Source organism: Actinomadura sp. NBRC 104412 (assembly GCF_030269515.1).
Lineage (GTDB): Bacteria > Actinomycetota > Actinomycetes > Streptosporangiales > Streptosporangiaceae > Spirillospora.
In genome coordinates this window covers 179,251-204,050 of record NZ_BSTM01000010.1, presented here as the reverse complement: position 1 = coordinate 204,050, position 24,800 = coordinate 179,251, and the positions used below count along the sequence as shown (strand labels likewise).

Below are 24,800 nucleotides of genomic sequence, written 5' to 3'. Positions count from 1 at the left end.
GACGCCGGCCACGACTCGCGAGCCACCGGGAAGAGCGCGCCGACCAGGGCGTACTCGGGCCGCCGCACCCCGGACCCGCTCCGATCACCTTCCCGGAGGAGGCGTGATGTCAGCGGCACGACCTTCCTGGCAACTCCGGCGAGCGCCACCGCACTGCCGCACGAAGCCGGCGGTCGCGGCGGGTGTGGGGCGTGCCTTCCGGCTCAGGCGGGTCGTTTGATGCCGACGCCCGTCCAGAGCCAGAAACGGTCCGGGTCGGAGGGGCCTTCGGAGCGCCACTGGTCCGGCGGGACGATGCCCGGTTCCACGATCTCGAAGCCGTCGAAGAACCGCGCGACCTCCTCGCGGGTGCGGATGGTCGCGCGCGCCTCCCGGTTGATCGCCTCCTGGAGCTCGCGGCCCTTGTCGGGATCGGCGTCGCCGGTGATGTGCGAGAAGATCAGGTAGCTGCCGGGCACCATGGCGTCCCGCAGCCGGGCCATCAGACCGTACGGGTCCTCGTCGTCCGGCACGAAGTGCAGCACGCCGAGCAGCAGCAGGGCCAGCGGCTGGGTGAAGTCGATGAGCGCGGTCACCTGGGGGTGGGACAGGATCTCCTCGGGGCGGCGCACATCGCCCTGCACGACCGTGGTCGTGGCGTCGCTCGCCAGCAGGGCCTCGCCGTGGACGCGCACGATCGGGTCGTTGTCCACGTACACCACGCGGGCCCCGGGCGACGTGCGCTGCGCGATCTGGTGCGTGTTCTCGGCCGTGGGCAGGCCCGAGCCGATGTCGAGGAACTGCCGGACGCCCTCACCGGCCGCCAGCTCCACCGCGCGCTTGAGGAACCGGCGGTTGGAGCGGGCGCTGCGCGGCAGTTCGGGTGCCACGGCCAGCGCGCGTTCGGCGACCTCGCGGTCGGCGGCGAAGTTGTCCTTCCCGCCGAGCCAGTAGTCGTACACGCGCGCCGGGTGCGCGATGTCCGTCTTCAGGTCGATTGGAGGCACCTCGTCCGTCGCCATTACCCCTCCGGCCGCTACGTTCCCGAACGCTTGCTTTCCACCGAAAAGCCTGTTGGCAAACCTACACCCCGGGGGGCGGCCGTCGCGGCGATCTTGACCCTCCGCGCCCCGGGAACCCTGGCGGACGGCCGCGCCCCGCGAGCCCCAAAGGGAGCGAAAGGGGACTTCTGGGATGGGTCATCAGTCGGCACAGCCACGGCGGCCGCCCTGTCACCTCCGTCCCGCGGCCGACCAGGCTGGAAGGTGACGCAGCCACCGGAGCGGCCGAGGAGGGCTACTGATGCGGGCGATGGTCTATCACGGTCCCGGAGTCCCCTCCTTGGAGGAGGTGCCCGAGCCGGAGATCGTCGACGAGCGCGACGCGGTGGTCCGTGTCGACGCCGTGTCGATCTGCGGTACGGAACTGCACATCCTCAAGGGGGACATGCCCGATGTGACCGACGGGCGGATCCTGGGGCACGAGGCCGTCGGCACGGTCGAGTCGGTCGGCTCGGAGGTCCGGATGATCCAGCCGGGCGCCCAGGTCCTGGTGTCCTGCATCGCCTCCTGCGGGACATGCCGGTTCTGCCGCGAGGGGCGCTACGGCCAGTGCGTCGGCGGCGGCGGCTGGATCCTCGGCCACAAGATCGACGGCACCCATGCCGAGTACGTCCGGGTGCCGTTCGCCGACACCTCCGTCCACCCGGTGCCGGGCGACATGCCCATCGAGGACGTGCTGATGCTCTCCGACATCGTGCCGACCGGCTACGAGGTGGGGGTGCTGAACGGCGGCGTGGGCTCCGGTGACACGGTCGTCGTGATCGGCGCCGGTCCCATCGGGCTGGCGGCCATCATGACCGCGCGGATGCTCAACCCCTCCCACATCATCGCCCTCGACCTGGCCGACGCCCGGCTGGGGACCGCCGAGCGGTTCGGCGCCGACATCACCGTCAACAACGGGCGGCGGGACCCGCGTGACATCGTCATGGAGGCGACGGAGGGGCTCGGCGCCGATGTGGCGATCGAGGCGGTGGGACGCGCGGAGACGTTCGAGCTGGCGGTCGCGCTGATCCGTCCCGGCGGCCGGGTCGCCAACATCGGCGTGCACGGCAAGCCCGCGACGCTGCACCTTGAGGAGCAGTGGATGCGGAACATCACGATCACCACCGGCCTGGTGGACACCTACACCATCCCCATGCTGCTCCGCCTTATCGCGGGCAGGCGGCTGGATGCCGGACGCTTCATCACCGACCGCTTCGGCTTCGACGACTTCCGCGAGGCGTACGAGGTCTTCGGCCACCCCGCCGAAACGGGAGCGATCAAGGTCCTCGTCACCCCCTGACCGCGCGGCGGGCGCCGCCGTCAGACGTCGATCTGGGCGCCCACCACCACGGTCCGGGTCTCGGGCAGGTGGAAGTGCTCGGCCGGGCTGGCCGCGTTGCGCGCCAGCGCGAAGAACAGCTTCTTGCGCCACCCGCTCATGCCGGGGGCCTTGGTGACGCGCAACGTGATGTGCGACAGGAAGTACGAGGCCCCGTCGGGGTCGATGTCGAGCTCGATGTCATGGCGCACCGCCCGGGACGCCGCGGCCAGCCGCAGCGCCGCCGGGATGTCATGCGGCTCCTTGAAGCCGTACCGGGCGGTGAGGTGGACGATGCCGTCGGCGCGGTAGCGGAGGTTGTCGACGGTGAGGCGTTCCTCGTCCGGAACCTGCGGGACGTGTTTCGAGGCGGCCGAGAGGATGACCACGTGCTCGTGCAGGACGTGGTTGTGCTCCAGGTTGGCGCGCAGGGCCAGCGGAGTGGTGTCCTTGCCGTGGTGGAGGAACACCGCCGTGCCGGGGACCCGGAGCGCCCCGGTCCTGTGCAGGTCCTCGATGAAGTCCGAGAGCGGGCCCTCCTTGGCGGTGCGGCGGGCGGTGACGATCTCGTGGCCGCGTTTCCAGGTCCGCATGACCGTGAACACCACCACCGCGACCGCCAGCGGCAGCCAGCCGCCGTGCCCGACCTTGGTCAGGTTCGCCGTGAAGAAGGTGATCTCCGCTCCGCCGATGACGACGGCGGCCCCGGCCACCTTCCACGCGGGCCAGCGCCACCGCATCCGGGCCACCACCAGCAGCAGCGACGTGGTGATCAGGAAGGTGCCGGTGACGGCGACGCCGTAGGCCGTCGCCAGCCGCTCCGGCGAGCGGAAGCCCATCATCAGCACGAGCACGGCGATGAACAGGATCCAGTTGACGGCGGGCACGTACACCTGCCCGGCCTCCTGCTGAGAGGTGTGCCGGATGCGCAGGTAGGGCAGCAGGCCCAGCTTCAGGGCCTGGCCCGACACCGAGAACGCCCCGGTGATCACCGCCTGCGAGGCGATCACCGTCGCGGCGGTCGCGAGGATCACCATGGGCAGCCGCGCCCAGCCGGGGAACAGCAGGTAGAACGGGTTGGCGGTGTTGGCGGGGTCGCGCAGCAGCAGCGCGCCCTGCCCGAGGTAGTTCAGCGTCAGCGCGGGGAACACCACCCAGAACCAGGCGCGCCGGATCGGGCGGAGCCCGAAATGGCCCAGGTCCGCGTACAGGGCCTCGGCACCGGTGATCACCAGCACCACGGCGCCCATCGCGATGAACGCGACGTAGGGGTGCCCGGCGGCGAAGGTGATCGCGTACGTGGGCGACAGCCCGGCCAGGATGCCCGGCCGCCGCGTCACCTCGGCCACTCCGCCGGCCGCCAGCGCGGCGAACCAGAGCAGCATCACCGGCCCGAACAGGTTCCCCACCCGGTGCGTGCCCCAGCGCTGGACCAGGAACAGCACGGTGAGGATCGTCACCGAGACCGGGAGGACCAGGTGCGACAGGGCGGGCGTGGACACCTGGAGGCCCTCCACCGCCGACAGCACCGAGATGGCCGGGGTGATCATGCTGTCGCCGTAGAACAGGGAGGCGCCGAGCACCCCGAGCACGACCGCCACGGTCCCGCGTCCGCGCGCGTCGTGCAGGGTCCTGCGCGCCAGGGCGGCGAGCGCCATCACCCCGCCCTCGCCCTCGTTGTCGGCGCGCAGGACGAAGAGGACGTACTTGATCGAGACCACCAGGGTGATCGACCAGAACACCATGGAGATCACGCCGTAGACGTCCTCGCCGGTGGGGCGGACGGCGCCGTGCTCGATGGAGAAGACCGTCTGCAGCGCGTACAGGGGGCTGGTGCCGATGTCCCCGTACACCACCCCCAGCGCCCCGGCCGACAGCGCCGCCCTGCCGCGCGCGGTGCCCGTCGAGCGGCCGTCAGCGCCGGAGGGCCCGCTGACCGGCGCGAATTCCGTCATGGACGACGCCTACCCGGCCAGCACGGCGGCACTCGACGCGCCGGGACGCGGCCACCCGCCGGCCGGCTACACCGCCTCGACGAGACAGCCGAACGCCGCCACGATCATGACCGTCCGGGCGGCATGGGCGATCTGCCAGAGGTCGCGCACATCCGCCCAGTCCGCCGGGGGCGCCGCCGCGTTCCAGCCGAGCTGCTCGACGTTGATCGGCCCGTTGACGGCCAGGGTGACCAGCAGGCTCAGCGACAGCAGGACGAACGCGACCAGCGCCGGCCGCGGCGCGGGGCCGCGTCCCCTGCGCGCCTGGACCGCCAGCGCGGCCACGGCGACGAACGTGGGGACGAAGACCGCGCCGACGAACGAGGTGAAGACGCCGAACTCGGCCTGCCTGACGGCGACGTACTCCGGGCCGTCCAGGCGCCGCAGCGCCAGTTCGAGGAACAGCACGGTGACGGCGACGCCCGCGTTCAGTCCGGCGCCCAGCAGGCCCACCCGCCGTGTGATCTTGACGAGCGTGACGTCCGGCATGGCGCGGCCCCCGGTGGACGGGCTACCCGGCCGCCGGGCCGGCGACGGGACGCGCGCCCTCCGGAGGGGCGGGGAAGCCGCCGGCCAGCGACTCGTAGGCGTGGGCGACGCGGAGGCAGGTCGCGTCCTGGAAGCGGCCGCCGACGATCATCAGCCCGACGGGGAGGCCGCCGGACAGACCGGCCGGGACGCTGGTGGCCGGGTGGCCGCTGACGTCGAACGGCGCGGTGTTGGGGATCATCTCCAGGGCGCGGGCGATGGAGGTCTCCCGCGGCTCCGACGGCGCGACCAGCGGTGTCGCGACGATGGGGAGGGTCGGCATGAGGAGCACGTCGAAGGAGGCCAGCGCCTCGTCGTAGTGGCGGCGCACCTCGAAGGCCAGGTTGCGCGCCATGGCGTAGTGGCGCCCGTGATGGTGGTCCAGCGAGTACCGGCCGCCCAGGGCGACCAGCTTGACGGTCTCCGACCACTGGTCGGCCACCTCGCGGCGCTGCCTGCCGTAGAAGGCCATCAGCTCCGGGTCGTACAGGCCGTCCCAGTTGTAGCCGTAGCCGTTGCCGTCGACCATCTGCACGGTGGCGCCGTCCGTCGCGATGACGTTCCAGACGTGCATCGCGTGCCGGTGCCAGGGGATGCTGATCTCTTCGACCCGCATCCCCGCCTCGCTCAGGCGGTCCGCCGCCGCGCGGACGGCCTGGTCGACGCCGGGGTCGGAGAGGCCGGGAATGCCGAAGCCCTCGCTGACCACCGCCGCCCGGAGCCCGGACACGTCTCCGGTCAGCGCGCCGAGGTAGTCCTGCGTGCGCAGGTCGGCCGGCTGGCGCGGGTCCCAGCCGTCCCGTCCCGCCAGGACGCCGAGCAGCAGCGCCGCGTCCTCCACGGTGCGGGTGATCGGCCCGAGGTGGTCGAGCGTGAACTCGATCGGGAACGCCCCGGTGTACGGGACGAGGCCGTGCGTGGGCTTGTGGCCGACCACGCCGCAGAACGCGCTGGGGATCCGGATCGATCCGCCCTGGTCGCCGCCCAGCGCCAGATCCACGTCCCCGGCCGCGACCAGCGCCGCGCTGCCGCTGGACGACCCGCCGGACGTCCGTTCCGGGTCCCACGGGTTGCGGACGGGCCCGGTCACGGAGGTGTGGCTGGCCCCGGAGAAGCACAGGTCCTCGCACACCGCCTTGCCGGTGATGGTCGCCCCGGCGGCCAGCAGCCGGGTCACGACGGTCGCGTCGCGGCTCGGTACGAAGCCCTCCAGAGTGCGCGAACCGTTCATCATCGGCACGCCGGCGACGGCGATGTTGTCCTTCACCGCCACCGTGCGGCCGGCCAGCGGGCCGTCCTCGGCCTCGCGGAGCTCCGTCCTGACGGTCCAGGCGCCCAGCGCGTTCTCGGCCGGCTCGCTCCAGGACCGGCCGTCCGGCGCCTTGGGCGCGGTCTCCGCGTACAGCTCCTCGACCGCGTCATGGGACGACAGCAGGCCGCCGACCAGCGGCTCGAACGAGGCCAGATCCTCGTCGCCCAGATGCATCCCGTAACCACGGGCGATCGCCGCGAGTTCGCCCTTGCCCGGAACATCGACAGCCACGTGCCACCTCCGCGCCAAGGACCGGGGCGCCCCCGGCGCACTCCACCCGGCACCGGCCGTAACGCCGCCGACCCCGGAATGACCCTAAATTCGCATATTGATCAGGTCAATAAGTGATCGCCCCTCCGTGGGAGATCACAGGCCGAGCTTGCGGTGGTCCCAGGAGACCGTGCGTTCCACGTGCAGCTTGACCGCGACGCGTTTGCGGATCATCGCCTCCACGAACGGGCGCATCTCCTCGGTGTAGGGGCCCTGGTAGCGGCTGAACACGCTCACCCCGACCTCCCACAGCCGGTCGGGGTCCTCGATGATCTCGGCCCTGCCCACCAGCTCGACACCGCGCAGCCGCTCGTAGGAGTCGCCGTCCTCGACCAGCACGGTCATCCGCGGATCGCGGCGGAGGTTGACGACCTTCTGCGACTTGGCCTTGGTCTCGAAGGCGACACAGCCGTCCAGGAACCCGTACCACATCGCGACCAGATGGATCGACCCGTCGGGGCCGATGGTCGCGACCGACATGGTGTGCCGCCCGGCGAGGAACTCCTCGACCTCGGCGTCGGTCATCCTGATCTGGGCCCGCTGGTTGACCCCGGCGGCCCGCCGGTTCGCTGCCACGCTCGTCCCCGTCCGTGGGAATTGAAACCCGAATCTAGTTCGACGGTAGCGGGGGCCGATCGGCCGGGCAAGGGATCATCGCTCCGGATCGGGATCGAAGTTGTTCCTGCGGCCCTCGCGGACGTACTCGACCGTCGACCTGATGTGCGCCTCGCCGTGGACGGACCTCTTCTTCGCGAGATGGCCGAACATCTGGATGCCGAAGCCACCGTCGAGGTCGTCGACGACGCGCTGCTTCCAGGGACGCCGGACGATCTGCGTGGTGAGGCGGCGGACGGTGCGCGGCTGCGTCAGGATGTGGGCCGCGATCTCGCGGGCGCGCGGGACCAGCCGGTCGCGCGGGACGACCTCGTTGACCATGCCCCATTCCAGGGCCTTCTCCGCCGTGATGGCCTCGCCGGTGAGCAGGGCGTAGGCGGCGCGCTTGACCCCGAGCAGCTCCTGGAAGGCGTTGTGGATCCCGTCCGCGGGCACCGAGCCGATGTCGTAGTGCAGGTCGAAGATCGTGGCGCCCTCGGCGGCGAGCGTGAGGTCGCACATCAGCACGATCTCGGAGTGGAAGCCGGGGCCGTTCATCAGGCCGATGGTCGGGATCTCCAGGTCGTTGACGAGCGCGGAGACGTTGATCCGGCCGTCCTTGTAGGCGTACTCGTACGCCCAGTACTCCAGGTCGGCGTCCTCCAGGGCGAAGCCCTCGGGGTCCGAGCCCATCATGAACTCCTCGCCGGTGCCGGTGAGGATGAGGATCTCGTTGTCCGGGTCGGCCCCGACCGTCTTGAGCATCTGGCCGAGCGCGCGGTGGTTCTGGACGCTGAGCTGGACGGGCCCGCCGAGGGTGTGGGCCTCGACCAGCAGGACGCCGTCCTCGTCGCGCTCCATGCGGAAGAACTCCTTGAAGCGCTCGCTGTACTCCTCGAACCTGGGCGGGTCGACGAAGGACTGGAGTGACATCGGCCGGTCCCTTCACTGGTCGGTGCGGCGCCGGGGTCCCGGGCGCGGGTCGTGCCGCTGGACGGGCACGTCGCCCAGGTCGCCGGCGGCGTGGACGACGCGGCCGTCCACGACGGTCAGGTCGGAGGTGATCGCCGGGAGGTCGTCGTCGGCGACGGTGAAGTAGTCCGCCGACAGGACCGCGAGGTCCGCGCACGCCCCCGGGGCGAGGACCCCGCGCCGGTCCTCCTCGAAGGACAGCCAGGCGCTCCCCCTGGTGTAGGCGTCCAGCGCGGCCTCGCGGCCGAGGCGGTGCCGTTCGGCCCGGGCGGGACCGCCGTCCTGGGGACGCCCGGTGACGAACCACCGCAGGGACCGCCACGGGTTGTACGAGGCGCTGCGGGTCCCATCGGTGCCGGCGCCGAACGGGATGCCGAGGTCGGCGATGTCGCCCAGCGGCGGCCCGTTGCGGACGGCCTCCTCGCCCCACCGGTCCGCGCACACCCGGGCCTTGTGGACGAGCCGGCCCTGCAACGCCAGCGCGAGCCCGAGGTCCCGGACGCGCGCCAGGTCCTTCTGCCCGATGCATTCGGCGTGGCACAGCGACCAGCGCAGATCGCGGACCGGGGTCTCGGCGTCCACCCGTTCGATCGCGTCCAGGATCCGGCCGATCGAGCTGTCCAGGATGGCGTGCACGGTCATGGGCCAGCCGCGCCGCGCCGCCCGGAGGGCCATGGCGGCGAACTCCTCGTACGCCTCGTCGGTGATCTCGAACGGGACCATGCCCTCCCAGTCATGGCAGCCGAAGTGCATGACCTCGCCGACGCCGAGGACGGACAGCAGGTCGTCGCCCACCGCCGGGTCGAGGAAGGACTGCCAGGCGGCGATCTCCTCGGCCTCCGACCCGGGCGTGAGCGCGCCGAGGTTGAGGCGGACGCGGATGGGCAGGTCGCCGGCGCGCCAGACCGCGCGGATCGGGCGGTACCTGTCCGGGCCCATGCCCAGTCCCCCGGCGTCGATGACGCCGGTGAGCCCGAGCGCGGCGAGGCGGGAGAAGAACGCCCGCGTCGACGCCTCGGACCGTTCCGGGCCGGGCGTGAGGGCGACGCGGTTGATGTGCTGGTAGGCGCCCAGGCCGGCGAGCCTGCCGTCCGGGGTGCCGTCGTCCGAGCGATGGAGGACCCCGCCGTCGGGGTCCGCGCAGCGGCCGGTCCAGCCCAGGGTGTTCAGCGCCTCGGCGTTCAGCACGCCGTGGTCGTCGTGCCCGTACAGGGGATGGACGAAGACGGGGTGGCGGGGCGCGGCGGCGTCCAGTTCCTCCTTGGTCGGCATGCGCCTCTCGGCGAGCTGCGCGGGATGCCAGCCGCCCAGCACGGTGATCCACATCCCGGGCTCGCGCTCGGAGGCCGCGCGCCGCACCGTGTCCAGGGCCTCGCCGATCGAGCGGACCTCCGTCCAGTCGAGCTCGTCCAGGTAGCTCCAGCCGGCGCGGACGGCGTGGAGGTGCGAGTCGACCAGCCCCGGCACGACCCGCCGTCCCCCGACGTCGATGACGGTGGTCGTGTCGCCCGCCGTGGCCGTCGTGCGGCTCTCCGGGCCGATGTCGGTGATCCGCCCGCCCGTGACGGCGATGGACGTGGGGTGGCCGTCGCCGACGGGGCAGCCGAGCCCGGTCCAGATCTTCGCGCCGGTGAGGATGAGATCAGGGGCCATGGACGACCTCCTCCGCGAGGGGGATCAGACGGGTGCGTACTCGCCCTCGTCGGGGGCGGGCACCGGTGCGGTCGGGGGCGCGTCCGTGCGGCCCGCGGCGGACCATGCCTCGTCGACGAGCGCCTGGGTGGACAGGCCGTAGCGGTCGAACAGGTAGGCGGCGGTCCGCGCGCCCTCGGCGAAGGTGTCGCGCAGCCCGACGCGGCGCAGCGGGCGTCCGAGCCCCGCCTCGGCGACGGCCTCCGCGACGGCGGAGCCGAGGCCGCCGACGATCGAGTGGTTCTCCGCCGTGACCAGGGCGCGCGCCCCGGCCGCCGCCGCGAGGACGGTACGGGTGTCCAGCGGCTTGACGACGGGGACGGCGACGACGCCCGCGGACACGCCGTGCCGGGCGAGCGCGGAGGCGGCGGCCAGCGCGGTGGCGACCATCATGCCGCAGGCGTAGATGACCACGTCGTCGCCGGGCACGAGGATCCGCGCCCGGTCGAGGGTCAGCCGGTGCCCCGCGTCGAAGATCACCGGGATCTCGCCGCGCTTGAGCCGTACGTACACGGGTCCCGGCACGTCCACGACGGCCTCCGGGACCTGGGCGGCCTCCACGGCGTCGGCGACATCGACGACGGTCAGGTTCGGCAGCCCGCGCATCAGCGCGAGGTCGTCGATCGCCTGGTGGCTCGGCCCGCCCGGCGTCGACACCCCCGGCATGAAGCCGACGATGCGCACCGGGAGGTTGGGATAGGCGATGGCGTTGGCGATCTGGTCGTAGGGACGGCGGGTCGCGAAGACGCCGAAGGTGTGGACGAACGGGGTGTGGCCTGAACGCGCCAGGGCGGCGGCCATGCCCATCATGTTGGCCTCGGCCATCCCGGCGTGGATGAAGCGTCCGGGCAGCTCGGCCTGGAACAGATCGACCTCGCATTGCCGGGTCAGGTCGCCGCTCAGGCACAGGATGTCGTCGCGGCGGCGGGCCAGGTCGAGCAGCGCCCGCCCGTAGGGCTTGAGCTCGGTCCGGTACGGCGGTTCGCGCACGCGTTCACTCACGGGTCGGCTCCAGCCGGGACGTGAGCTCGGCGACGGCGGCCGCGGCGAGCTCGGGGGGCAGCTTGATGAAGTGGCCGTCGGCGTCACGGGGAAGGCAGTCGAGGCCGTGCAGGGTGGACGTCCGGCAGATCAGGACGCTGGGCCGGCCGGTCTCGGCGGACGCGGCCTCCAGCGCCGCCCGTACCGCGTCCACGTCGTGGCCGTCGAGGTCCTGGGCGTGCCAGCCGAAGGCCGACCACTTGCCCGCGATCGGCTCCAGCGTGGTGATGCCGCTGACCGGCCCGTCCACCTGCGAGTCGTTGGCGTCCACCAGCACGGTGAGGCGGTCGAGGCGGTGGTGGGCGGCGAACATCGCGGCCTCCCAGACCTGCCCCTCCTCCAGCTCGCCGTCGCTGACCATCGCGTACGTCCGGGCGTGCTCCTCGGGCGCTCCGTTCCGGGAGCCGGATCGGCGCAGGCGGTCCGACAGCGCGAAGCCGACCGCCGCGGACAGCCCCTGTCCGAGGGAACCGCAGGTGTGGTCGAAGACGGGCGACCGTTCCGTGCCGATCGCCTCCAGCGGGGAGCCGTCCTGCCCGTAGGAGGCAGCGGTCTCCTCGTCCAGCAGGCCCAGCTCCGCCGCAGCGGCGAACGGCCCGATCACGTAATGGCCCGGCGAGCACACCAGGCGGTCGAGGCCGGGACGTGCGTGGGAGAACAGCGCGGCGACCTGCTCGGCGGACGAGAGCGCCTGGCCGAGGTAGCCGAAGCCGTGCGGCGCCACCATCCGTACCGCCCGGAGCCGGATGCGGAGGGCGAGCTCGCGCGGGTCGTCCACCGTCCAGGCCGCCTCCGGGTCGGAGACGCGAAGAGACGCGGTCATCGTCCCGCTCCCTCGAAGTGGCAAAGTGGCCTAGCCGGATTGGACAACGCCTCCGGGAGGGTGTCAAGGCCGCAGGGAGGCGATGTGCCGGAGCATCGCCTCATGGTGGCGGTCGACGGCGCGCTTGGCGGCCTCGGGGTCCCGCGCGAGCACGGCGGTCGCGATCGGCTCGTGCAGGGCGAGGTGCTGCCGCGGATCCGACCGCGCCAGCCAGTCCGGCACCGCCTCGGTGTCGACCCAGTCCTTGTACTCGTAGGACAGCACGGCGGTGTGGATGCTTTCGTACATGGCCGCCAGGTAGGGGTTGCCCGCGGCGCGCACGACCGTCGCGTGGAAGACGGTGTCGGCCGCGATCCACTCGGAGACGCTGCGCGTGCCGTCCCCGAGCCGGTCGAGGGACCGCCGGACGGCGGCGGCCTCTTCCTCGTCCAGTTCGGGTGTCCTCGCCGCGGCCTCCTGGACGCCCAGCGTCTCCAGCCACAGGCGCAGTTGCAGGAGCCGGCCGACCGAGTCGCGGTCGAAGTCGAGCATCAGGTTGACCGACGTGGTGACCATCGTCTCCGGCCGCCGGATCACGTACGCGCCCGAGCCGCGGCGGATCTCGACGAGCCCCATCAGCGACAGGGCGCGCAGCGCCTGGCTGACGGTGGGACGGCTGGCGCCGAAGCGCTCGGCCAGCTCCCGTTCGGGCGGCAGCCGGGCGCCCTCGGCGATGTCCTCGCTGAGGATGAGGCTTCTGATCCGCTCGGCCAGGTCGTCGGCCAGCCGGGTCGTGGTCAGCGGCGTGATGCCGGGCAGGCTGACGGGATCGGGCCGCCGCCGGGATGTCTCGGCCACGGCCCACTTATATCTCACCTCCGGCCAAGTGGCCATGCCACCTGACCGCCCACTGGGTCACCGGTGCGTGCTCGGCACGGCGACAACACCCCGGCCGTGGACGCAAGAGTGTCGTGGGGACGAGGTGGGCCGTGGAACCCTGGTGTACGTGAATTCACCACGTGGCAGGACCGGCGCCCAGCAGGTGATGGGCAGGCCCCGGGTGACCTCGCGAGCCACCATGGAGCGGCTCGCCTTCGAGCTGTTCGCCGCCAAGGGGTTCGACGAGACCACCGTGGACGAGATCGCGGCGGCCGTGGGGATCGGGCGGCGGACGTTCTTCCGTTACTTCTCGTCGAAGAACGACCTGGTGTGGGGGGACTTCGAGGAGCAGTTGCGCAGGCTGCGCCGCCTGCTGGAGGAGGCCGACCCGCACCGGCCGATCATGGACGTGGTGCGCGAGGCCGTGGTGGAGTTCAACCGGTTCGACCCCAGGGACGTGCCCTGGCACCGGCAGCGCATGCAGCTCATCCTCGGGGTGCCGACCCTTCAGGCGGACGCGACGCTGCGGTACGAGTCGTGGCGGAGGGTGATCATCGAGTTCGTGGCCGCGCGCACCGGGCTGCCGGAGTCGGCGATGGAGCCCCAGCTCGCCGGGAACGTCGTGCTCGCCGGGGCGCTCACCGCGTACCAGGTGTGGCTGGCGGGAGAGGACGAGACGGCCCTGTCGGGCCTGCTGGACGAGGCGATCCGGCAGGTGGCGAGCGGGCTGACGGCCGTCCTGGAGAAGGGTTAGCCCAGGCCGCGATCGATGGCGTGGGCGATGAGCTCCCCGATGAGAACGGCCGTGCACGCGGGTCCTCGTACCGGCGCCACCGGAAGGATCGAGGTGTCGGCGACGCGGAGCCCGGTGAGGCCGTGGACCCGCCCCCAGGCGTCGACGGCCGCGGACGGGTCGCCCGCCGGGCCCATCGGGACGGTGCCGCAGGTGTGCTGTGACGTGCCGAGGTGCGCACGGATCCACAGATCGAGCAGGCGATCGTCGTCCAGCGTCCTGCGGACGGGCCCCACCGGCCCTTGGGAGACCTCGCCGAAGGCCGCCGAGTCCACCACGGCCACCGCCGCCCGCACCGCTTCCCGCATCCGGCGCCGGTCGGCCTCGGTTCCCAGGTAGCCGTAGTCGATGCGCGGCGGCGCTTCGGGGTCGGCCGACACGGTGCGCAACCCGCCCGTCCTGCGGGGCGTCTGCACCGAGACAAGGAAGGCCATGGGGGCGCCGGGAACGGCCGTCGTCCCGTCGACCAGCCCGGAGACCGGGACGAGGGACTGGAGGATCTCCACGTCCCCTGCCAGGTGAAGGACGCCGCCGAGCCATGAGCCGCGAGGCGCGTCCATCCGCCGCCGCGGCGTCCACTCCAGAACGATCTGCGGGTGGTCGCTGAGCGCGGCGCCCACCGCGGGCAGGCCGTGGACGACGGGGACCCCGGCGCGTTCGAGGTCCGCGGGCGGGCCGATTCCCGAGAGATGCAGCAGGCGCGGGGTGACCAGGGAGCCCGCGCACAGCACGGTCTCCCCCGCCTCCACCACCGTCCAGCGCCCCTCGCCTCCGGCGACGACGCCCACCGCCCGGCCGCCGCGCACGACCACCGACCGCACCGGGCGGTCGCCCACCACGGTGAGGTTGGGACGAGTGGCCGCCTCGCCGAGCAGGTAGGCGATCCCGGTGTTGACGCGGCGGCCGTCCACCGTGTTGGACGGCACCGGCCCGAAACCGGGCGGCTCCTGTGCGTTCTTGTCCGGCTCCGGCGGATGGCCCAGTTCGCGTGCGGCGGCCGCGAACGCGGCGGCGGCGGGATGGCCGAGGCCGACGCGCCGTACCGGAACCGGCCCGCTGTCACCGTGCAGCGCGGACGCCCCATGGTCGAGGTCGGTCTCCAGAGCGCGCATGAAGGGCAGCGCCTTCTCGTACGACCAGAGGGGGTCGCCCGCCGCCGCGGCCCAGCGGGCGAAGTCCGCGCGCCGGGCCCGGATGAAATAGCCGCCGTTGACCGTGGTCGAGCCGCCCAGGATGCGCCCCCGGACGGCCGCGTACGGCCTGCCCGGCATCAGATGGGCCGGGAAGGCCCGCACACCCGCGTGTCCCGGCTGCGCCCCGGGGACCAGGCGGGCGTCCAGGAGCCCGGCGGGGAACCCGGACGGGTCGCGCGGCGCCGGTCCCGCCTCCAGCAGCAGGACCCGGCGGCGGGGGTCCTCGCTGAGCCGGGCGGCCAGGGCCGCGCCGCTGCCGCCCGCGCCCACCACCAGGACGTCAGGGCGCCGATCAGGCATCGTCCCGGACCGCCCCTTCCTTTTGACACTCGATGCACTTAGTATCCGGTTAACCCGCCTACCAGGCCGGCCGATCAAGGAGGAGGCCATATGGACACCGCAACCGGCACCGCCCCCGACACCAGGGACCAGGCGGCCGACGACGCCCGGGCCGAAGAGCTCGCCCTCGCCGACTCCCTTGTCGAGGAAGTCTCGATCGACGGCATGTGCGGCGTCTACTAGACCGGCCGTGGCTCCCGTCATGTCAGGGTTCGACCTCGACCGCGCCTGGGACCTGCACCCGCAGGTCTCGGTGCGGCCCGAACCCTTCGGCGCGCTCCTCTACCACTTCGGGACCCGCAAGCTGTCGTTCCTGAAGGACCGCCGGCTGCTGGAGGTCCTGCGGTCGCTGGGGGACGCGCCCACCGCCAGGGCCGCCTGCGCGGAGGCCGGCGTCCCCGCGTCCGACCTGGACGCCTTCGGCGCGGCGCTCGGCGCCCTGGTCAGGTCGTCCATGATCGTCGAAAGGACCCCATGACCGTCACCGCGCCGCGGGCCACCGCGCCAGGGACGCGGCTGGTCGACCTGTTCGAGTACGGGCTCGACTCGCCGATCTGCCTGACCTGGGAGCTCACCTACGCCTGCAACCTGTCCTGCGACCACTGCCTGTCCAGCTCGGGACGGCGCGACCCGCGCGAGCTGAGCACCGCCGAGGCCAAGGCCGTCATCGACGAGCTGGAGGCCATGCAGGTCTTCTACGTCAACATCGGCGGCGGGGAGCCGACCGTCCGCCCCGACTTCTGGGAGCTGCTGGACTACGCCACCGCCCACCACGTGGGCGTGAAGTTCTCCACCAACGGCGTCAAGATCACGCCGGAGGCGGCGCGGAGGCTGGCCGCCAACGACTACGTCGACGTCCAGATCTCGCTGGACGGCGCCACCGCCGAGGTCAACGACGCGCTACGCGGCCGCGGCTCCTACGCCACCGCCCTGCGGGCCATGGCCAACCTCCGCGACGCGGGGATGAGGAACTTCAAGCTCTCGGTCGTGTGCACCCGCCACAACATCCCGCAGATGGACGCCTTCAAGGCCCTCGCCGACGAGTACGGCGCGCAGCTCCGCCTGACCCGGCTGCGCCCGTCCGGCCGAGGCGCGGACGTCTGGGACGAGCTGCACCCCACCAGCGGGCAGCAGCGCGAGCTGTACGACTGGCTGGTCGCGCACGGCGACAGCGTGCTGACCGGCGACTCCTTCTTCCACCTGTCGGCCTACGGGAAGTCGCTGCCCGGCCTCAACCTGTGCGGCGCCGGGCGGGTGGTGTGCCTCATCGACCCGATCGGCGACGTGTACGCCTGCCCCTTCGCCATCCACGAGGAATTCCTCGCCGGGAACGTCCGGGACTCCGGCGGGTTCGCCGGGGTGTGGCGCGAGTCGGAGCTGTTCCGCAGGCTGCGTGAGCCGCAGCACGGTGGCGCGTGCACGTCCTGCGGGTTCTACGACAGTTGCAAGGGCGGCTGCATGGCCGCGAAGTTCTTCACCGGACTGCCGCTGGACGGCCCGGACCCCGAATGCGTCCAGGGCCACGGCGAGGCGCTGCTGGCCAAGCGGCCCGCGGACCGGGCCGGCATCCCCAAGCCCTCGGCCGACCACTCCCACCGCACCGCGCCCGCACGGCGCGGCCCGGTGCCCGTCCGGCTCCTCACCCGCCGTCCCGGACCGGAACGGCCACCGGTGAGCGAGTGCGCCGAGGATCCGCTGGCCGGCCTGCGCGTCCCGTAACGACCGGATCGAGAAGAGACAGCAGAGATGTTCAGGAACCCCTGGTTCGAGACCGTCGCCGAGGCGCAGCGGCGGGCCAAGAAACGGCTGCCGTGGATGGTGTACGGGGCGCTGCTCGCCGGGTCGGAGCGCGGCCGGACCATCGCCGACAACACCGGGGCGTTCGCCGAGCTCGGCTTCGCGCCCAAGGTCGCGGGCCACAAGGCGCACCGGGACCTGTCCACCACCGTGATGGGCGTCGAGACGGCCCTGCCCGTGGTCATCTCCCCCACCGGCGTGCAGGCCGTCCACCCGGAGGGTGAGGTCGCCGTGGCGCGCGCCGCGGCCAACCGGGGCGTGATCATGGGGCTGAGCTCGTTCGCCAGCAAGCCCATCGAAGAGGTCGCCGCCGCCAACCCCAACGTCTTCTTCCAGATGTACTGGAGCGGGGACCGCGACACGATGCTCCACCGCATGGAGCGCGCGCGAAAGGCCGGCGCCAAGGCGCTCATCGCCACCCTGGACTGGTCGTTCTCCAACGGCCGCGACTGGGGCAGCCCGATGATCCCCGAGAGGATCGACCTCAAGACCGCGGTGAAAATGGCGCCCGGCGTCCTGCCCCACCCGGGCTGGCTGTGGCGGTTCGCCAGGACCGGCCGCATCCCCGACCTCACCACGCCCAACCTCACGCCGCCCGGCGGCGAGGCGCCCACCTTCTTCGGCGCCTACGGCGAGTGGATGCAGACACCGCCTCCCACCTGGGAGGACGTGGCCTGGCTCCGCAAGGAATGGGGAGGACCCTTCCTGCTCAAGGGCGTCACGAGGGTGGACGACGCCAAGAGGGCCGTCGACGCGGGGGTCACCGCCCTGTCGGTCTCCAACCACGGCGGCAACAACCTCGACACCACGCCCGCCACGATCCGGCTGCTGCCGTCCATCGCCGAGGCGGTCGGCGACCAGATCGAGGTGCTGCTGGACGGCGGGGTGCGGCGCGGCGGCGACGTGGCCAAGGCGCTCGCCCTGGGCGCACGGGCCGTGCTCATCGGCCGCGCCTACCTGTGGGGCCTGGCCGCCAACGGGCAGGCCGGGGTGGAGAACGTGCTGGACATCATGCGCGGCGGCCTCGACTCCGCCGTGCTCGGCCTCGGCCACTCCAGCGTCCACGACCTGTCCCCGGCGGACCTGCACATCCCGCCCGGCTTCCGCGTGACGCTCGGGGACGGGACCGGGTCCGCCGGCTGACATGCCGAGCCTCGGGGAGCACGACCTGGCGGGAGCCGCCTGGCCGGACGTCCTGGCGGACCCGCTGGTCCTGCTGCCAGTCGGCTCGACCGAGCAGCACGGGCCGCACCTGCCCCTGTCCACCGACACCGTGATCGCCCAGGCCGTCGCCGAGCGCGCCGCCGGGATCCTGCGCGGACGCACCGCCGGGCAGGTGCTCGTCGCCCCGGCGATGCCGTACGGGGCCAGCGGCGAGCACGCCGGCTTCCCCGGGACGATCTCGATCGGGCACGCCGCGCTGTACGCGGTGATCGTGGAGACCGTCCGCTCGCTGGCACTGTGGGCGGGGCGGGTCGTCCTGGTCAACGGGCACGGCGGCAACGTCCGCACGCTCGACGCCGCGGTGGGCCGGCTGCGCGCCGAAGGGCACGAGGCCGCGTGGATCGGCTGTGAGGCCCCGGGAGGCGACGCGCACGCGGGCGTGACCGAGACCTCCGTGATGCTGTACCTGGCGCCCCACCTCGTACAGCCGTTCGGCGAGGTCGAGGGGGACACCCGCCCGCTGGCGGAGATCATGCCCGACCTCGTGGCCAAGGGCGTGCGCGCGGTGTCGCCGTCGGGTGTCCTGGGCGACCCGGCCGGGTCCTCGGCCGAGCGGGGACGCGCGATCGTGGCCGCCATGGCGTCGACGGTCGCCGCGCGGATCGGCGGCGGGCGCGTGGAGGAGAGCGGACGCCTCATCGATCCGGGTGTGGCGTCGCCTGGGCCGCCCCCATGAGGGGCGGAGCCGTGAAAGGGTTCCGGGCGTGGTGAGCGAGAGGCGTCCGGCCGTGCTTCCCGTGGGCTTCCGGGTGGCGCTGGACCGGTACGCGTCGCCGTGGTCGGGCGGACGGGTGATCACCGGCGGCTCGCCGTGGAAGGTCGTGCGCCTCGGCGAGGCCGCGCTGCCGCACCTGGCGGCGCTGCGCCGCGCGGGCGCCGGCGGCCTGGCCGTCGCGTCGCCCGTCGAACGCGCCCTGGCCCGGCGGCTCCTCGACCACGGCCTGGCCCATCCGGTGCCGGCGCCCCGGCCGGGGCCGCATGACGTGACGGTCGTGGTGCCCGCCTTCGGACGGGCCGGCGAACTGGACCGGACCCTGGCCGCCCTGAAGGACGTCCCGGTGATCGTCGTGGACGACGGCTCGCCGGACCCGGGTCCGCTGCGCGAGACCGCCGACGCGCACGGCGCCCGGCTGGTGCGGCTGGACCGCAACCGCGGTCCCGCCGCCGCGCGCAACGCCGGGGCGCGGCTCGCGCGGACCCCGTTCGTCGCGTTCGTGGACTCCGACTGCCGCCCCGCCGCCGGCTGGCTCGACGTGCTGATGCCGCACTTCGACGACCCGCGCGTCGGCGCCGTCGCTCCGCGGATCGTGCCCCGGTCCGGCGACCCGCGCCTGCTGGCACGGTACGAGGCCGCGCGGTCGGCCCTGGACATGGGACGGCGGCCCGCGCTGGTCAGGCCGGGCGGCAGGCTCGGTTTCGTCCCCACCGCGACCCTGGTCGTGCGGGTGGCGGCGCTGGAGGAGGCCGCCGCCTTCGACGAGGCGCTGCGGCTGGGCGAGGACGTCGACTTCGTGTGGCGGCTCGGCGACCTCGGCTGGAACGTGCGCTACGAGCCCGCCGTCCAGGTCGCCCACACGCCACGGCTGCGCCCGGTGGAGTGGGCACGCCGCCGCCACGAGTACGGCACGTCCGCGGCCGATCTGGCGCTGCGCCACCCCGGCCGGCTCGCACCGGCGCGTCCGTCCGCGTGGAACCTCGCCGTGCTCGGCCTGCTCGCGCGGGGGAACTTCGGTTCGGCCGCGGTGTGCCAGGGTGTCGCCTCGGCGCTGCTGGCCAGGAGGCTGTCATCGCTGCCCACCGGCTGGAGCCTGGCTGCGGCCGTCGTCGCCAAGGGCGTCGTGGCCGATGGTGCGGCGATCGGGCATGCGCTGCGCCGCGAGTGGTGGCCTTTGGGACTGCTCGCGATGGGCGCTTGCGGGCGCAGCCGGTTGGCGCGCGGCGCCGTGCTGGCCATGCTCGCGCCCATCGCCCTGGAGTGGGTGCGGGAACGACCGGATGTCGATCCCGTCCGGTACACGCTGCTGCGGCTCGCGGAGGACGCCGCGTACGGATCGGGGGTGACGGCGGCAGCGGCCCGTGCGCGTACCGCCGCTCCCCTGCGTCCCGAGGTCCGTCTCCCCGACGGGCTGGACCGGTGGGTGCGCCGCCTGAGGCGGCCCGGCGGCGGAGGGCTCAGCGGTTGAGGGCCCCGAGGTCGACGCGCATCTGCGAGCCGGTGATGTACTTGGCCTCGTCGGAGGCCAGGAAGGCGACCATGTTGGCGATGTCCTCCGGCTCGACCATCTCGTACGGCAGGCCGGCCATGTAGATGGGGCCGTAGGCGGGCTCCACGTCCAGCAGCTCCTGCATCGAGGTGTCGGTCATGCCCGTCCGCACGCCGTGCGGGTGGATGCTGTTGACCCGGATGTCGTACGAGGCCAGCTCGTTGGCCAGCACCTTGGCCAGACCGGTCACGCCGTGCTTGGAACTGGCGTAGTGGGCCAGCAGCGGCAGCCCCTTCAGGCCCGCCACCGAGCTGGTGATGATGACCGATCCGCCCTCGCCCTGCTCGATCAGCGTCGGCACGGTGGCCTTGACCGTCTTCCACACCCCGGTGAGGTTGACGTCGATCACGTCCTGCCACTGGCGTTCGGTGATCTCCCAGGCGCGGCCGTAGTTGACGATGCCCGCGTTGGCCACCACGATGTCCAGCCGCCCGAGCTCGGCGACGCCGTCGCGGACGGCCGCCTCCAGCGCGCCCAGGTCGCGGACGTCGGCCTTGCGCGCCAGGACGCGCCGCCCCTGCTCCTTCACCAGCCTGGCCGTCTCGTCCAGGTCGGCCTGCGTGGCCGGCGGGTAGAGGACGTCCGGGCCGGCCGACTCGGCGAGGTCGACGGCGATGATGTCCGCGCCCTCGGCCGCCAGCCGTACGGCCTCCGCGCGGCCCTGCCCGCGCGCCGCGCCGGTGATGAATGCGACCTTGCCCGTCAAGCGTCCCATGGCTGTCCTCCGTGACTTCCCCCACGCCGGCCTTTATCAGCCACAACAGGATGGCACTCGGTGCCAAAAGAAACAAGGGAGGAAAGGGATCTTGGCTAGCCGGCGGGGTCGACACGGACGTCGGTCGTGGCCACGCCGGGCGCCAGGAACCCGAGGAGCCCGCGCCCCTCCTCCTCCAGCTCCGCCAGGGCCGCGCCGGGCAGCGGCTCGAACGGCGTCAGGACGAGCGTGGCCGAGGTCTTCCTGATCGCGGCCTTCCACGTGCCGCGCACGAAGCCGTCCCACAGGAAGGAGGCGGGGACCCGCAGGTTCTTGGTCACCAGGCGCGGCCGGTGCTCCTCGGACACGATCCGGCCGCGGTCCGCGTACGCCAGCACCAGGCCGTCGAACTCGGGCAGGAACCGGGCGGGCGCGGCGACCTCCGCCTCCGGGCGCGGCGCGTCCGGGAGGTCGAACAGTTCCCTCCCGTTCTCGTCCCGGAAGACCCGCAACCGCGGGCGCAGCTCCTCGAAGACCGGCTTCAGGCCCTTCAACCCGGACCAGGTCTGCATGTCGGCGACGCCGGCCAGCCCATAGGACGCCAGATAGCGCAGGACCAGGGGAGCGGGTGACTCGTCGGGCGCGATGGGCTCGCCCAGCCACAGCTCCGCGAGCGTGAAGTCCGCGTTCGCCGGGAAGGCCCACGGGTCGCCGGTCGGCACCATCACGAGCGGCAGTTGCATCCGCACCGCGTAACCCAGCGCGCGCTCGTTGACCTGCGGGAACCGCTCCCGCAGCCCCTCGCGGATCGTCCCGAAATCCGCGGGGCCCTTCTCCAGGATCGCCCGCGCGGCGGCCAGCAGCTCGCCCTGCTCCGGCAGCGGCCCGCCGAGCCGCTTGGCGATCGACGCGGCGGAGGCGGTCAGCACCGGCTGCACCGGCGCCCGGAAGGCGAGGTAGTCGGCCGCGCTCAGCAGGTGCAGCGTGCCCCGCACATGCGTGGCGCGCACGACCTCACGCCCGTGCAGGGCCTGGCGCAGCAGGTCGGCGGAGAACCCCGCGACACGGCTCCACAGACCGACGAACGGGGGCCTGGCCTCCTGCGCCTGCATCACCAGCAGCCGCTCCACGGCCGCGGCCGCCGTCACCTCCTGACGGGCCAGGAGCATCTGCCGTGCCAGCGCCGCCCGGTTGAGCCGCGACCTGCTGAGAACCTCATCCACGCGACGTGATCCTATCTGCCCGACTCCAGCGGCGGCCGGCCTGGTCAGGCTGAGGCGTCCCCCGTCTTCGACGGACGTATGGGATGGTCGTAGGCGGTGCGGGAATCGATCAGCGGACGGGTGATGTCGTGGTCGCCCACGGCGAGGGTGAGCTGAAGCCGGCTCATGAGGACGGGTGGTCGCCGAGCGCGCCGGCGAGTTCGGCGCGGGAGGCGACGCCCAGCTTCGGGAACACCCGGTACAGGTGCGACTCGATCGTGCGGTGGGAGAGATAGAGGCGCTGCGCGATCTCCCGGTTGGAGAGGCCCTGTGCGGCCATCTGGACGATCTGGAGCTCCTGTTGCGTGAGCTCGACCGGCGAGTGGCGCTCGCGCCGCCGGCTCCGCTCGCCCGTCGCGCGCAGTTCGCGGCGGGCACGCTCGGCCCACGGGCCTATCCCCAGGGCGTCGAAGGCGTCGCGTGCGGCGCGGAGGGGGGCGCGTGACTCGATCAGCCGCCGCCGGCGCCGCAGCCACTCGCCCTGGGTGAGCAGGAGCCTCGCCCGCATCAAGGCCGTGGCCTGCCCGCCTTCGCCGAGCGCCCGCCGGAAGGCGCGCTCCGCCGCCTCGCCGTCGCCGGTGGCGGCAAGCTGCACCTTGGCGAAGAGCGACTGGGCGTGGACCCATGACGCCGGTGCCTGAGGGACGTCCTGCTCCAGTTCGGCGAGCCGCGCCAGCGCCTCGTCGCGGTGACCGCTGTGCGCCGCGGCCTCGGCGAAGTCACCGATCGCGTGCCGACGGGCCGGGGCGTGAGCGGCCGGGTCACCGGGCTCGAAGATGCGGCGCAGTTCCTCGTAGGCGGCGGCGTGGCGTCCCTCGGCCAGCTCCAGTCGTCCGCGCGTGTGCTGGACGAGGGCCAGCAGCGCCGTCGCGCCGGCCGGAAGCGCCACCCGCTCGGCCTCGGCCGTCAGCCTCTCGACACCCGTCCGATCGCCGCGCAGCGCGGCCAGGCCCGCCCCGGCGACCCGTCCCGCGGCCTGCCACAGGGGCCGCCCGGTCCTGCTCGCCTCGTCCGAGGCCGCCGCCGCGACACCCAAGTCCCCTACCTCCAGCGCCGCCCACGCCTGCATCGGAAGGACGTGCGCCAGCATGCGCACCCGCCCCTGCTCGCGCAGCCTGCGGACGGACGCGGACAGCAGCGGAAGCGCCCGGTCGAACGCTCCCACCACGAACGCGGCGATGGCCCGCGAGTACAGCGCGGTGGGGTCCTCTCCCGGCACGGCCTGGCGCAGACCGCACAGGACGGACGGCGCCCGCTCGATCGGTGCCGCGAGCGCGTGGACGCACAGCAGCCGGTCATCTCGGCAGGCGACGCCGAGCGCGTCCGCGGCGCGCACCACCTCACGGCCCTCGTCCCGGAGGTCGCCCCAATAACAACGCGCGGCGGCCGCCATGAGGAGGTTCAACGCGAGGTCACGATCTCCAGGGCGGGCCTCGTCCACCAGGGCCCGCACCCGCCCGGTGTCGCGCAGCGGCAGGTCGTCCTCGATCCACATCCGGTAGGCGTGCTCCTCCGGGCCGAGTTCCAGATGCTCGGTCTCGCGCAGGAGCCGGAGCACCGTCCCGCCGCGTCCCCGGTCGTTCGCCGCCGCCGCCGCGTCCAGCAGCAGGCGCCCCCGGCGGGCGGGGTCGCGTGCCAGCGCGGCGGCCCGCTCGAAGGCCGCCTCGGCGGTGCCGATCGCCCCGCGCCGGAGCGCCCGGCGCCCGGCCTCGGCCAGTTCGGCGGCGACCGCCTCGTCCGGCCCGACCGCGGCCTCCGCCAGGTGCCACACGCGCCGGTCGGGGTCGCCCTCCAGCGCCTCGGCCAGCGCCCGGTGCGCCGCATGCCGCTCGGCCAGGCTCGCCGCCTGGCGGATGGCCGCCCTGTAGAGGGGATGGCGGAACCGGACCGTACGGTCGCCGGTCTCGATCAGCTCGGCCCGTACCGCCGGGGCCAGGTGCTCGACACCGCGCGGCGCCCCGTCGACGATCCCGGCCGCGGCGAGCGCCGGGGCCAGCGGGCAGTCCTCCTCCAGCGCCGCCACGCGCAGCACGGTACGGGTCGGGGCGGGCAGCTCGGCGGCCCGCGCACCGAACGCCCGCTGAAGCCGCGGGGTCAGCGGCAGACGGGCGGGCGGCGTCTCCTCCTCGCCGGGGGCCGCGTGGTCGAGGGCCTGCGGGAGTTCCAGCAGCGCCAGCGGGTTGCCGTCCGCCTCGTCCAGAACGCGTTCGCGGACGCCGGGCGGCAGGCCCGGGAACCTCGACGTGAGCAGCCGCCGCGCCGCCTCGCGCGGAAGCCCGCCGAGCCGGACCTCCACCGGCCCCGCCTCCCACAGCGGGCTCTCGTACCCGTCGCGGATGGCGGCGACGAGCACGATCGCTTCGGGGCCGAGCCGCCGTCCCGCGAACGCCAGCGCGTCGGCGGTCGGCCGGTCCAGCCATTGCGCGTCCTCGACGGTCAGGAGCAGCGGCCCGCCGGCGGCCTCGGCGCCGAGCAGCCCGAGCGTGCCTAACCCGATGAGGAACGGGCCGGGGGTCGCGACGGTCTCCGCCATGCCGAACGCCGTCCGCAGGGCGTCGCGCTGCGGGGCGGGCAGGTCGTCCACCCGGTCGAGAAGCGGCCGCAGGAGCCGGTGCAGCCCGGCGAACGGCAGCCCGCTCTCGGCCCGCGCCCCCGCCGTGGTCAGCACGCGCACGCCGCGCTCGGCGGCCCGCCGCCGTGCCTCCGCAAGAAGCGCGGACTTGCCGATCCCCGCCGGACCCCTCAGGAGGATCGCCGCGCCACGGGTGTAGATTCCGTCCAGCGCACGGATGATCGTCTCCGCGGACATG

Annotated in this window: 23 protein-coding genes; 8 read left to right on the top strand and 15 right to left on the bottom strand. The window is 73.4% G+C overall.

Annotated elements, in window-relative coordinates; genetic code table 11:
• Positions 1-203: 203 nt before the first annotated feature.
• Positions 204-1,001 (bottom strand): SAM-dependent methyltransferase, encoded by a 798-nt coding sequence (locus tag QSK21_RS15560; protein ID WP_285696508.1) that lies wholly within the window; start codon positions 999-1,001, stop codon positions 204-206.
• Between the two features lie 280 nt (positions 1,002-1,281).
• On the opposite strand from QSK21_RS15560, the gene QSK21_RS15555 reads away from it, so the two are divergent.
• Positions 1,282-2,322: a zinc-binding dehydrogenase gene (locus QSK21_RS15555; RefSeq protein ID WP_285696507.1), complete on the top strand. Its 1,041-nt coding sequence runs from the start codon at positions 1,282-1,284 to the stop codon at positions 2,320-2,322.
• Between the two features lie 20 nt (positions 2,323-2,342).
• Here the strand turns inward: QSK21_RS15555 and QSK21_RS15550 are convergent, their stop codons facing one another.
• The 9 genes from QSK21_RS15550 to QSK21_RS15510 all read right to left on the bottom strand — a co-directional run bounded on the left by QSK21_RS15550 (position 2,343) and on the right by QSK21_RS15510 (position 12,403).
• Positions 2,343-4,295 carry a potassium transporter Kup gene (locus QSK21_RS15550; protein WP_285696504.1) on the bottom strand — a complete coding sequence of 651 codons (1,953 nt, stop codon included), beginning with the start codon at positions 4,293-4,295 and terminating at the stop codon, positions 2,343-2,345.
• Positions 4,296-4,361: 66 nt separating this feature from the next.
• Positions 4,362-4,823, bottom strand: coding sequence for an anthrone oxygenase family protein (locus tag QSK21_RS15545; protein WP_285696503.1), 462 nt, complete (start codon positions 4,821-4,823; stop codon positions 4,362-4,364).
• A gap of 22 nt (positions 4,824-4,845) precedes the next feature.
• The gene (locus QSK21_RS15540; RefSeq protein ID WP_285696501.1) at positions 4,846-6,405 is read right to left on the bottom strand and encodes an amidase; all 1,560 of its coding nucleotides are present in this window, start codon (positions 6,403-6,405) and stop codon (positions 4,846-4,848) included.
• Between the two features lie 135 nt (positions 6,406-6,540).
• The gene (locus QSK21_RS15535; RefSeq protein WP_285696499.1) at positions 6,541-7,020 is read right to left on the bottom strand and encodes a PPOX class F420-dependent oxidoreductase; all 480 of its coding nucleotides are present in this window, start codon (positions 7,018-7,020) and stop codon (positions 6,541-6,543) included.
• A 75-nt stretch (positions 7,021-7,095) separates the two neighbouring features.
• Positions 7,096-7,971 (bottom strand): enoyl-CoA hydratase/isomerase family protein, encoded by an 876-nt coding sequence (locus QSK21_RS15530; protein ID WP_285696498.1) that lies wholly within the window; start codon positions 7,969-7,971, stop codon positions 7,096-7,098.
• A gap of 12 nt (positions 7,972-7,983) precedes the next feature.
• Entirely contained in the window at positions 7,984-9,663 is a 1,680-nt protein-coding gene (locus QSK21_RS15525) for an amidohydrolase (RefSeq protein ID WP_285696497.1), read from the bottom strand.
• A 24-nt stretch (positions 9,664-9,687) separates the two neighbouring features.
• Complete coding sequence (locus QSK21_RS15520) at positions 9,688-10,704, bottom strand: transketolase family protein (protein WP_285696496.1); 1,017 nt, start codon at positions 10,702-10,704, stop codon at positions 9,688-9,690.
• Positions 10,697-11,566 carry a transketolase gene (locus tag QSK21_RS15515; protein ID WP_285696495.1) on the bottom strand — a complete coding sequence of 290 codons (870 nt, stop codon included), beginning with the start codon at positions 11,564-11,566 and terminating at the stop codon, positions 10,697-10,699. The genes QSK21_RS15520 and QSK21_RS15515 overlap by 8 nt, the downstream gene beginning before the upstream one ends.
• 63 nt (positions 11,567-11,629) lie before the next feature.
• Positions 11,630-12,403, bottom strand: coding sequence for a FadR/GntR family transcriptional regulator (locus QSK21_RS15510; RefSeq protein ID WP_285696494.1), 774 nt, complete (start codon positions 12,401-12,403; stop codon positions 11,630-11,632).
• A 148-nt stretch (positions 12,404-12,551) separates the two neighbouring features.
• On the opposite strand from QSK21_RS15510, the gene mftR reads away from it, so the two are divergent.
• A complete protein-coding gene (mftR, locus tag QSK21_RS15505) occupies positions 12,552-13,178 on the top strand; it encodes a mycofactocin system transcriptional regulator MftR (RefSeq protein WP_285696492.1) in 627 nt (208 codons plus the stop codon).
• On the opposite strand, the gene mftG is transcribed toward mftR, so the two are convergent.
• Positions 13,175-14,710 (bottom strand): mycofactocin dehydrogenase MftG, encoded by a 1,536-nt coding sequence (gene mftG, locus QSK21_RS15500; protein ID WP_285696490.1) that lies wholly within the window; start codon positions 14,708-14,710, stop codon positions 13,175-13,177. The two genes, mftR and mftG, sit on opposite strands and share 4 nt — an antisense overlap.
• Before the next feature lie 90 nt (positions 14,711-14,800).
• Between mftG and mftA the strand changes: the two genes are divergently transcribed.
• The 6 genes from mftA to mftF are packed head-to-tail and all read left to right on the top strand — an operon-like array spanning position 14,801 to position 19,953.
• Complete coding sequence (gene mftA / locus QSK21_RS15495) at positions 14,801-14,932, top strand: mycofactocin precursor MftA (RefSeq protein ID WP_285696489.1); 132 nt, start codon at positions 14,801-14,803, stop codon at positions 14,930-14,932.
• A 7-nt stretch (positions 14,933-14,939) separates the two neighbouring features.
• Positions 14,940-15,227: a mycofactocin biosynthesis chaperone MftB gene (gene mftB, locus QSK21_RS15490; RefSeq protein WP_285696487.1), complete on the top strand. Its 288-nt coding sequence runs from the start codon at positions 14,940-14,942 to the stop codon at positions 15,225-15,227.
• Positions 15,224-16,468, top strand: a complete 1,245-nt coding sequence (mftC, locus tag QSK21_RS15485) for a mycofactocin radical SAM maturase (protein WP_285696486.1) — start codon at positions 15,224-15,226, stop codon at positions 16,466-16,468. Before mftB ends, mftC begins: the two co-directional genes overlap by 4 nt.
• Before the next feature lie 27 nt (positions 16,469-16,495).
• Complete coding sequence (gene mftD, locus QSK21_RS15480; RefSeq protein WP_285696485.1) at positions 16,496-17,689, top strand: pre-mycofactocin synthase MftD; 1,194 nt, start codon at positions 16,496-16,498, stop codon at positions 17,687-17,689.
• Position 17,690: 1 nt separating this feature from the next.
• Positions 17,691-18,446: a mycofactocin biosynthesis peptidyl-dipeptidase MftE gene (mftE, locus tag QSK21_RS15475; protein WP_285696484.1), complete on the top strand. Its 756-nt coding sequence runs from the start codon at positions 17,691-17,693 to the stop codon at positions 18,444-18,446.
• A 31-nt stretch (positions 18,447-18,477) separates the two neighbouring features.
• Positions 18,478-19,953, top strand: coding sequence for a mycofactocin biosynthesis glycosyltransferase MftF (gene mftF, locus QSK21_RS15470; protein WP_285696483.1), 1,476 nt, complete (start codon positions 18,478-18,480; stop codon positions 19,951-19,953).
• On the opposite strand, the gene QSK21_RS15465 is transcribed toward mftF, so the two are convergent.
• The 4 genes from QSK21_RS15465 to QSK21_RS15450 all read right to left on the bottom strand — a co-directional run bounded on the left by QSK21_RS15465 (position 19,943) and on the right by QSK21_RS15450 (position 24,799).
• Positions 19,943-20,749: a mycofactocin-coupled SDR family oxidoreductase gene (locus tag QSK21_RS15465; RefSeq protein ID WP_285696481.1), complete on the bottom strand. Its 807-nt coding sequence runs from the start codon at positions 20,747-20,749 to the stop codon at positions 19,943-19,945. The genes mftF and QSK21_RS15465 overlap by 11 nt on opposite strands.
• Before the next feature lie 95 nt (positions 20,750-20,844).
• Positions 20,845-21,951, bottom strand: coding sequence for a winged helix DNA-binding domain-containing protein (locus QSK21_RS15460; RefSeq protein WP_285696480.1), 1,107 nt, complete (start codon positions 21,949-21,951; stop codon positions 20,845-20,847).
• Positions 21,952-21,995: 44 nt separating this feature from the next.
• Positions 21,996-22,118 (bottom strand): hypothetical protein, encoded by a 123-nt coding sequence (locus QSK21_RS15455; RefSeq protein WP_285696479.1) that lies wholly within the window; start codon positions 22,116-22,118, stop codon positions 21,996-21,998.
• Complete coding sequence (locus QSK21_RS15450) at positions 22,115-24,799, bottom strand: helix-turn-helix transcriptional regulator (protein ID WP_285696478.1); 2,685 nt, start codon at positions 24,797-24,799, stop codon at positions 22,115-22,117. The genes QSK21_RS15455 and QSK21_RS15450 overlap by 4 nt, the downstream gene beginning before the upstream one ends.
• Position 24,800: the final 1 nt, after the last annotated feature.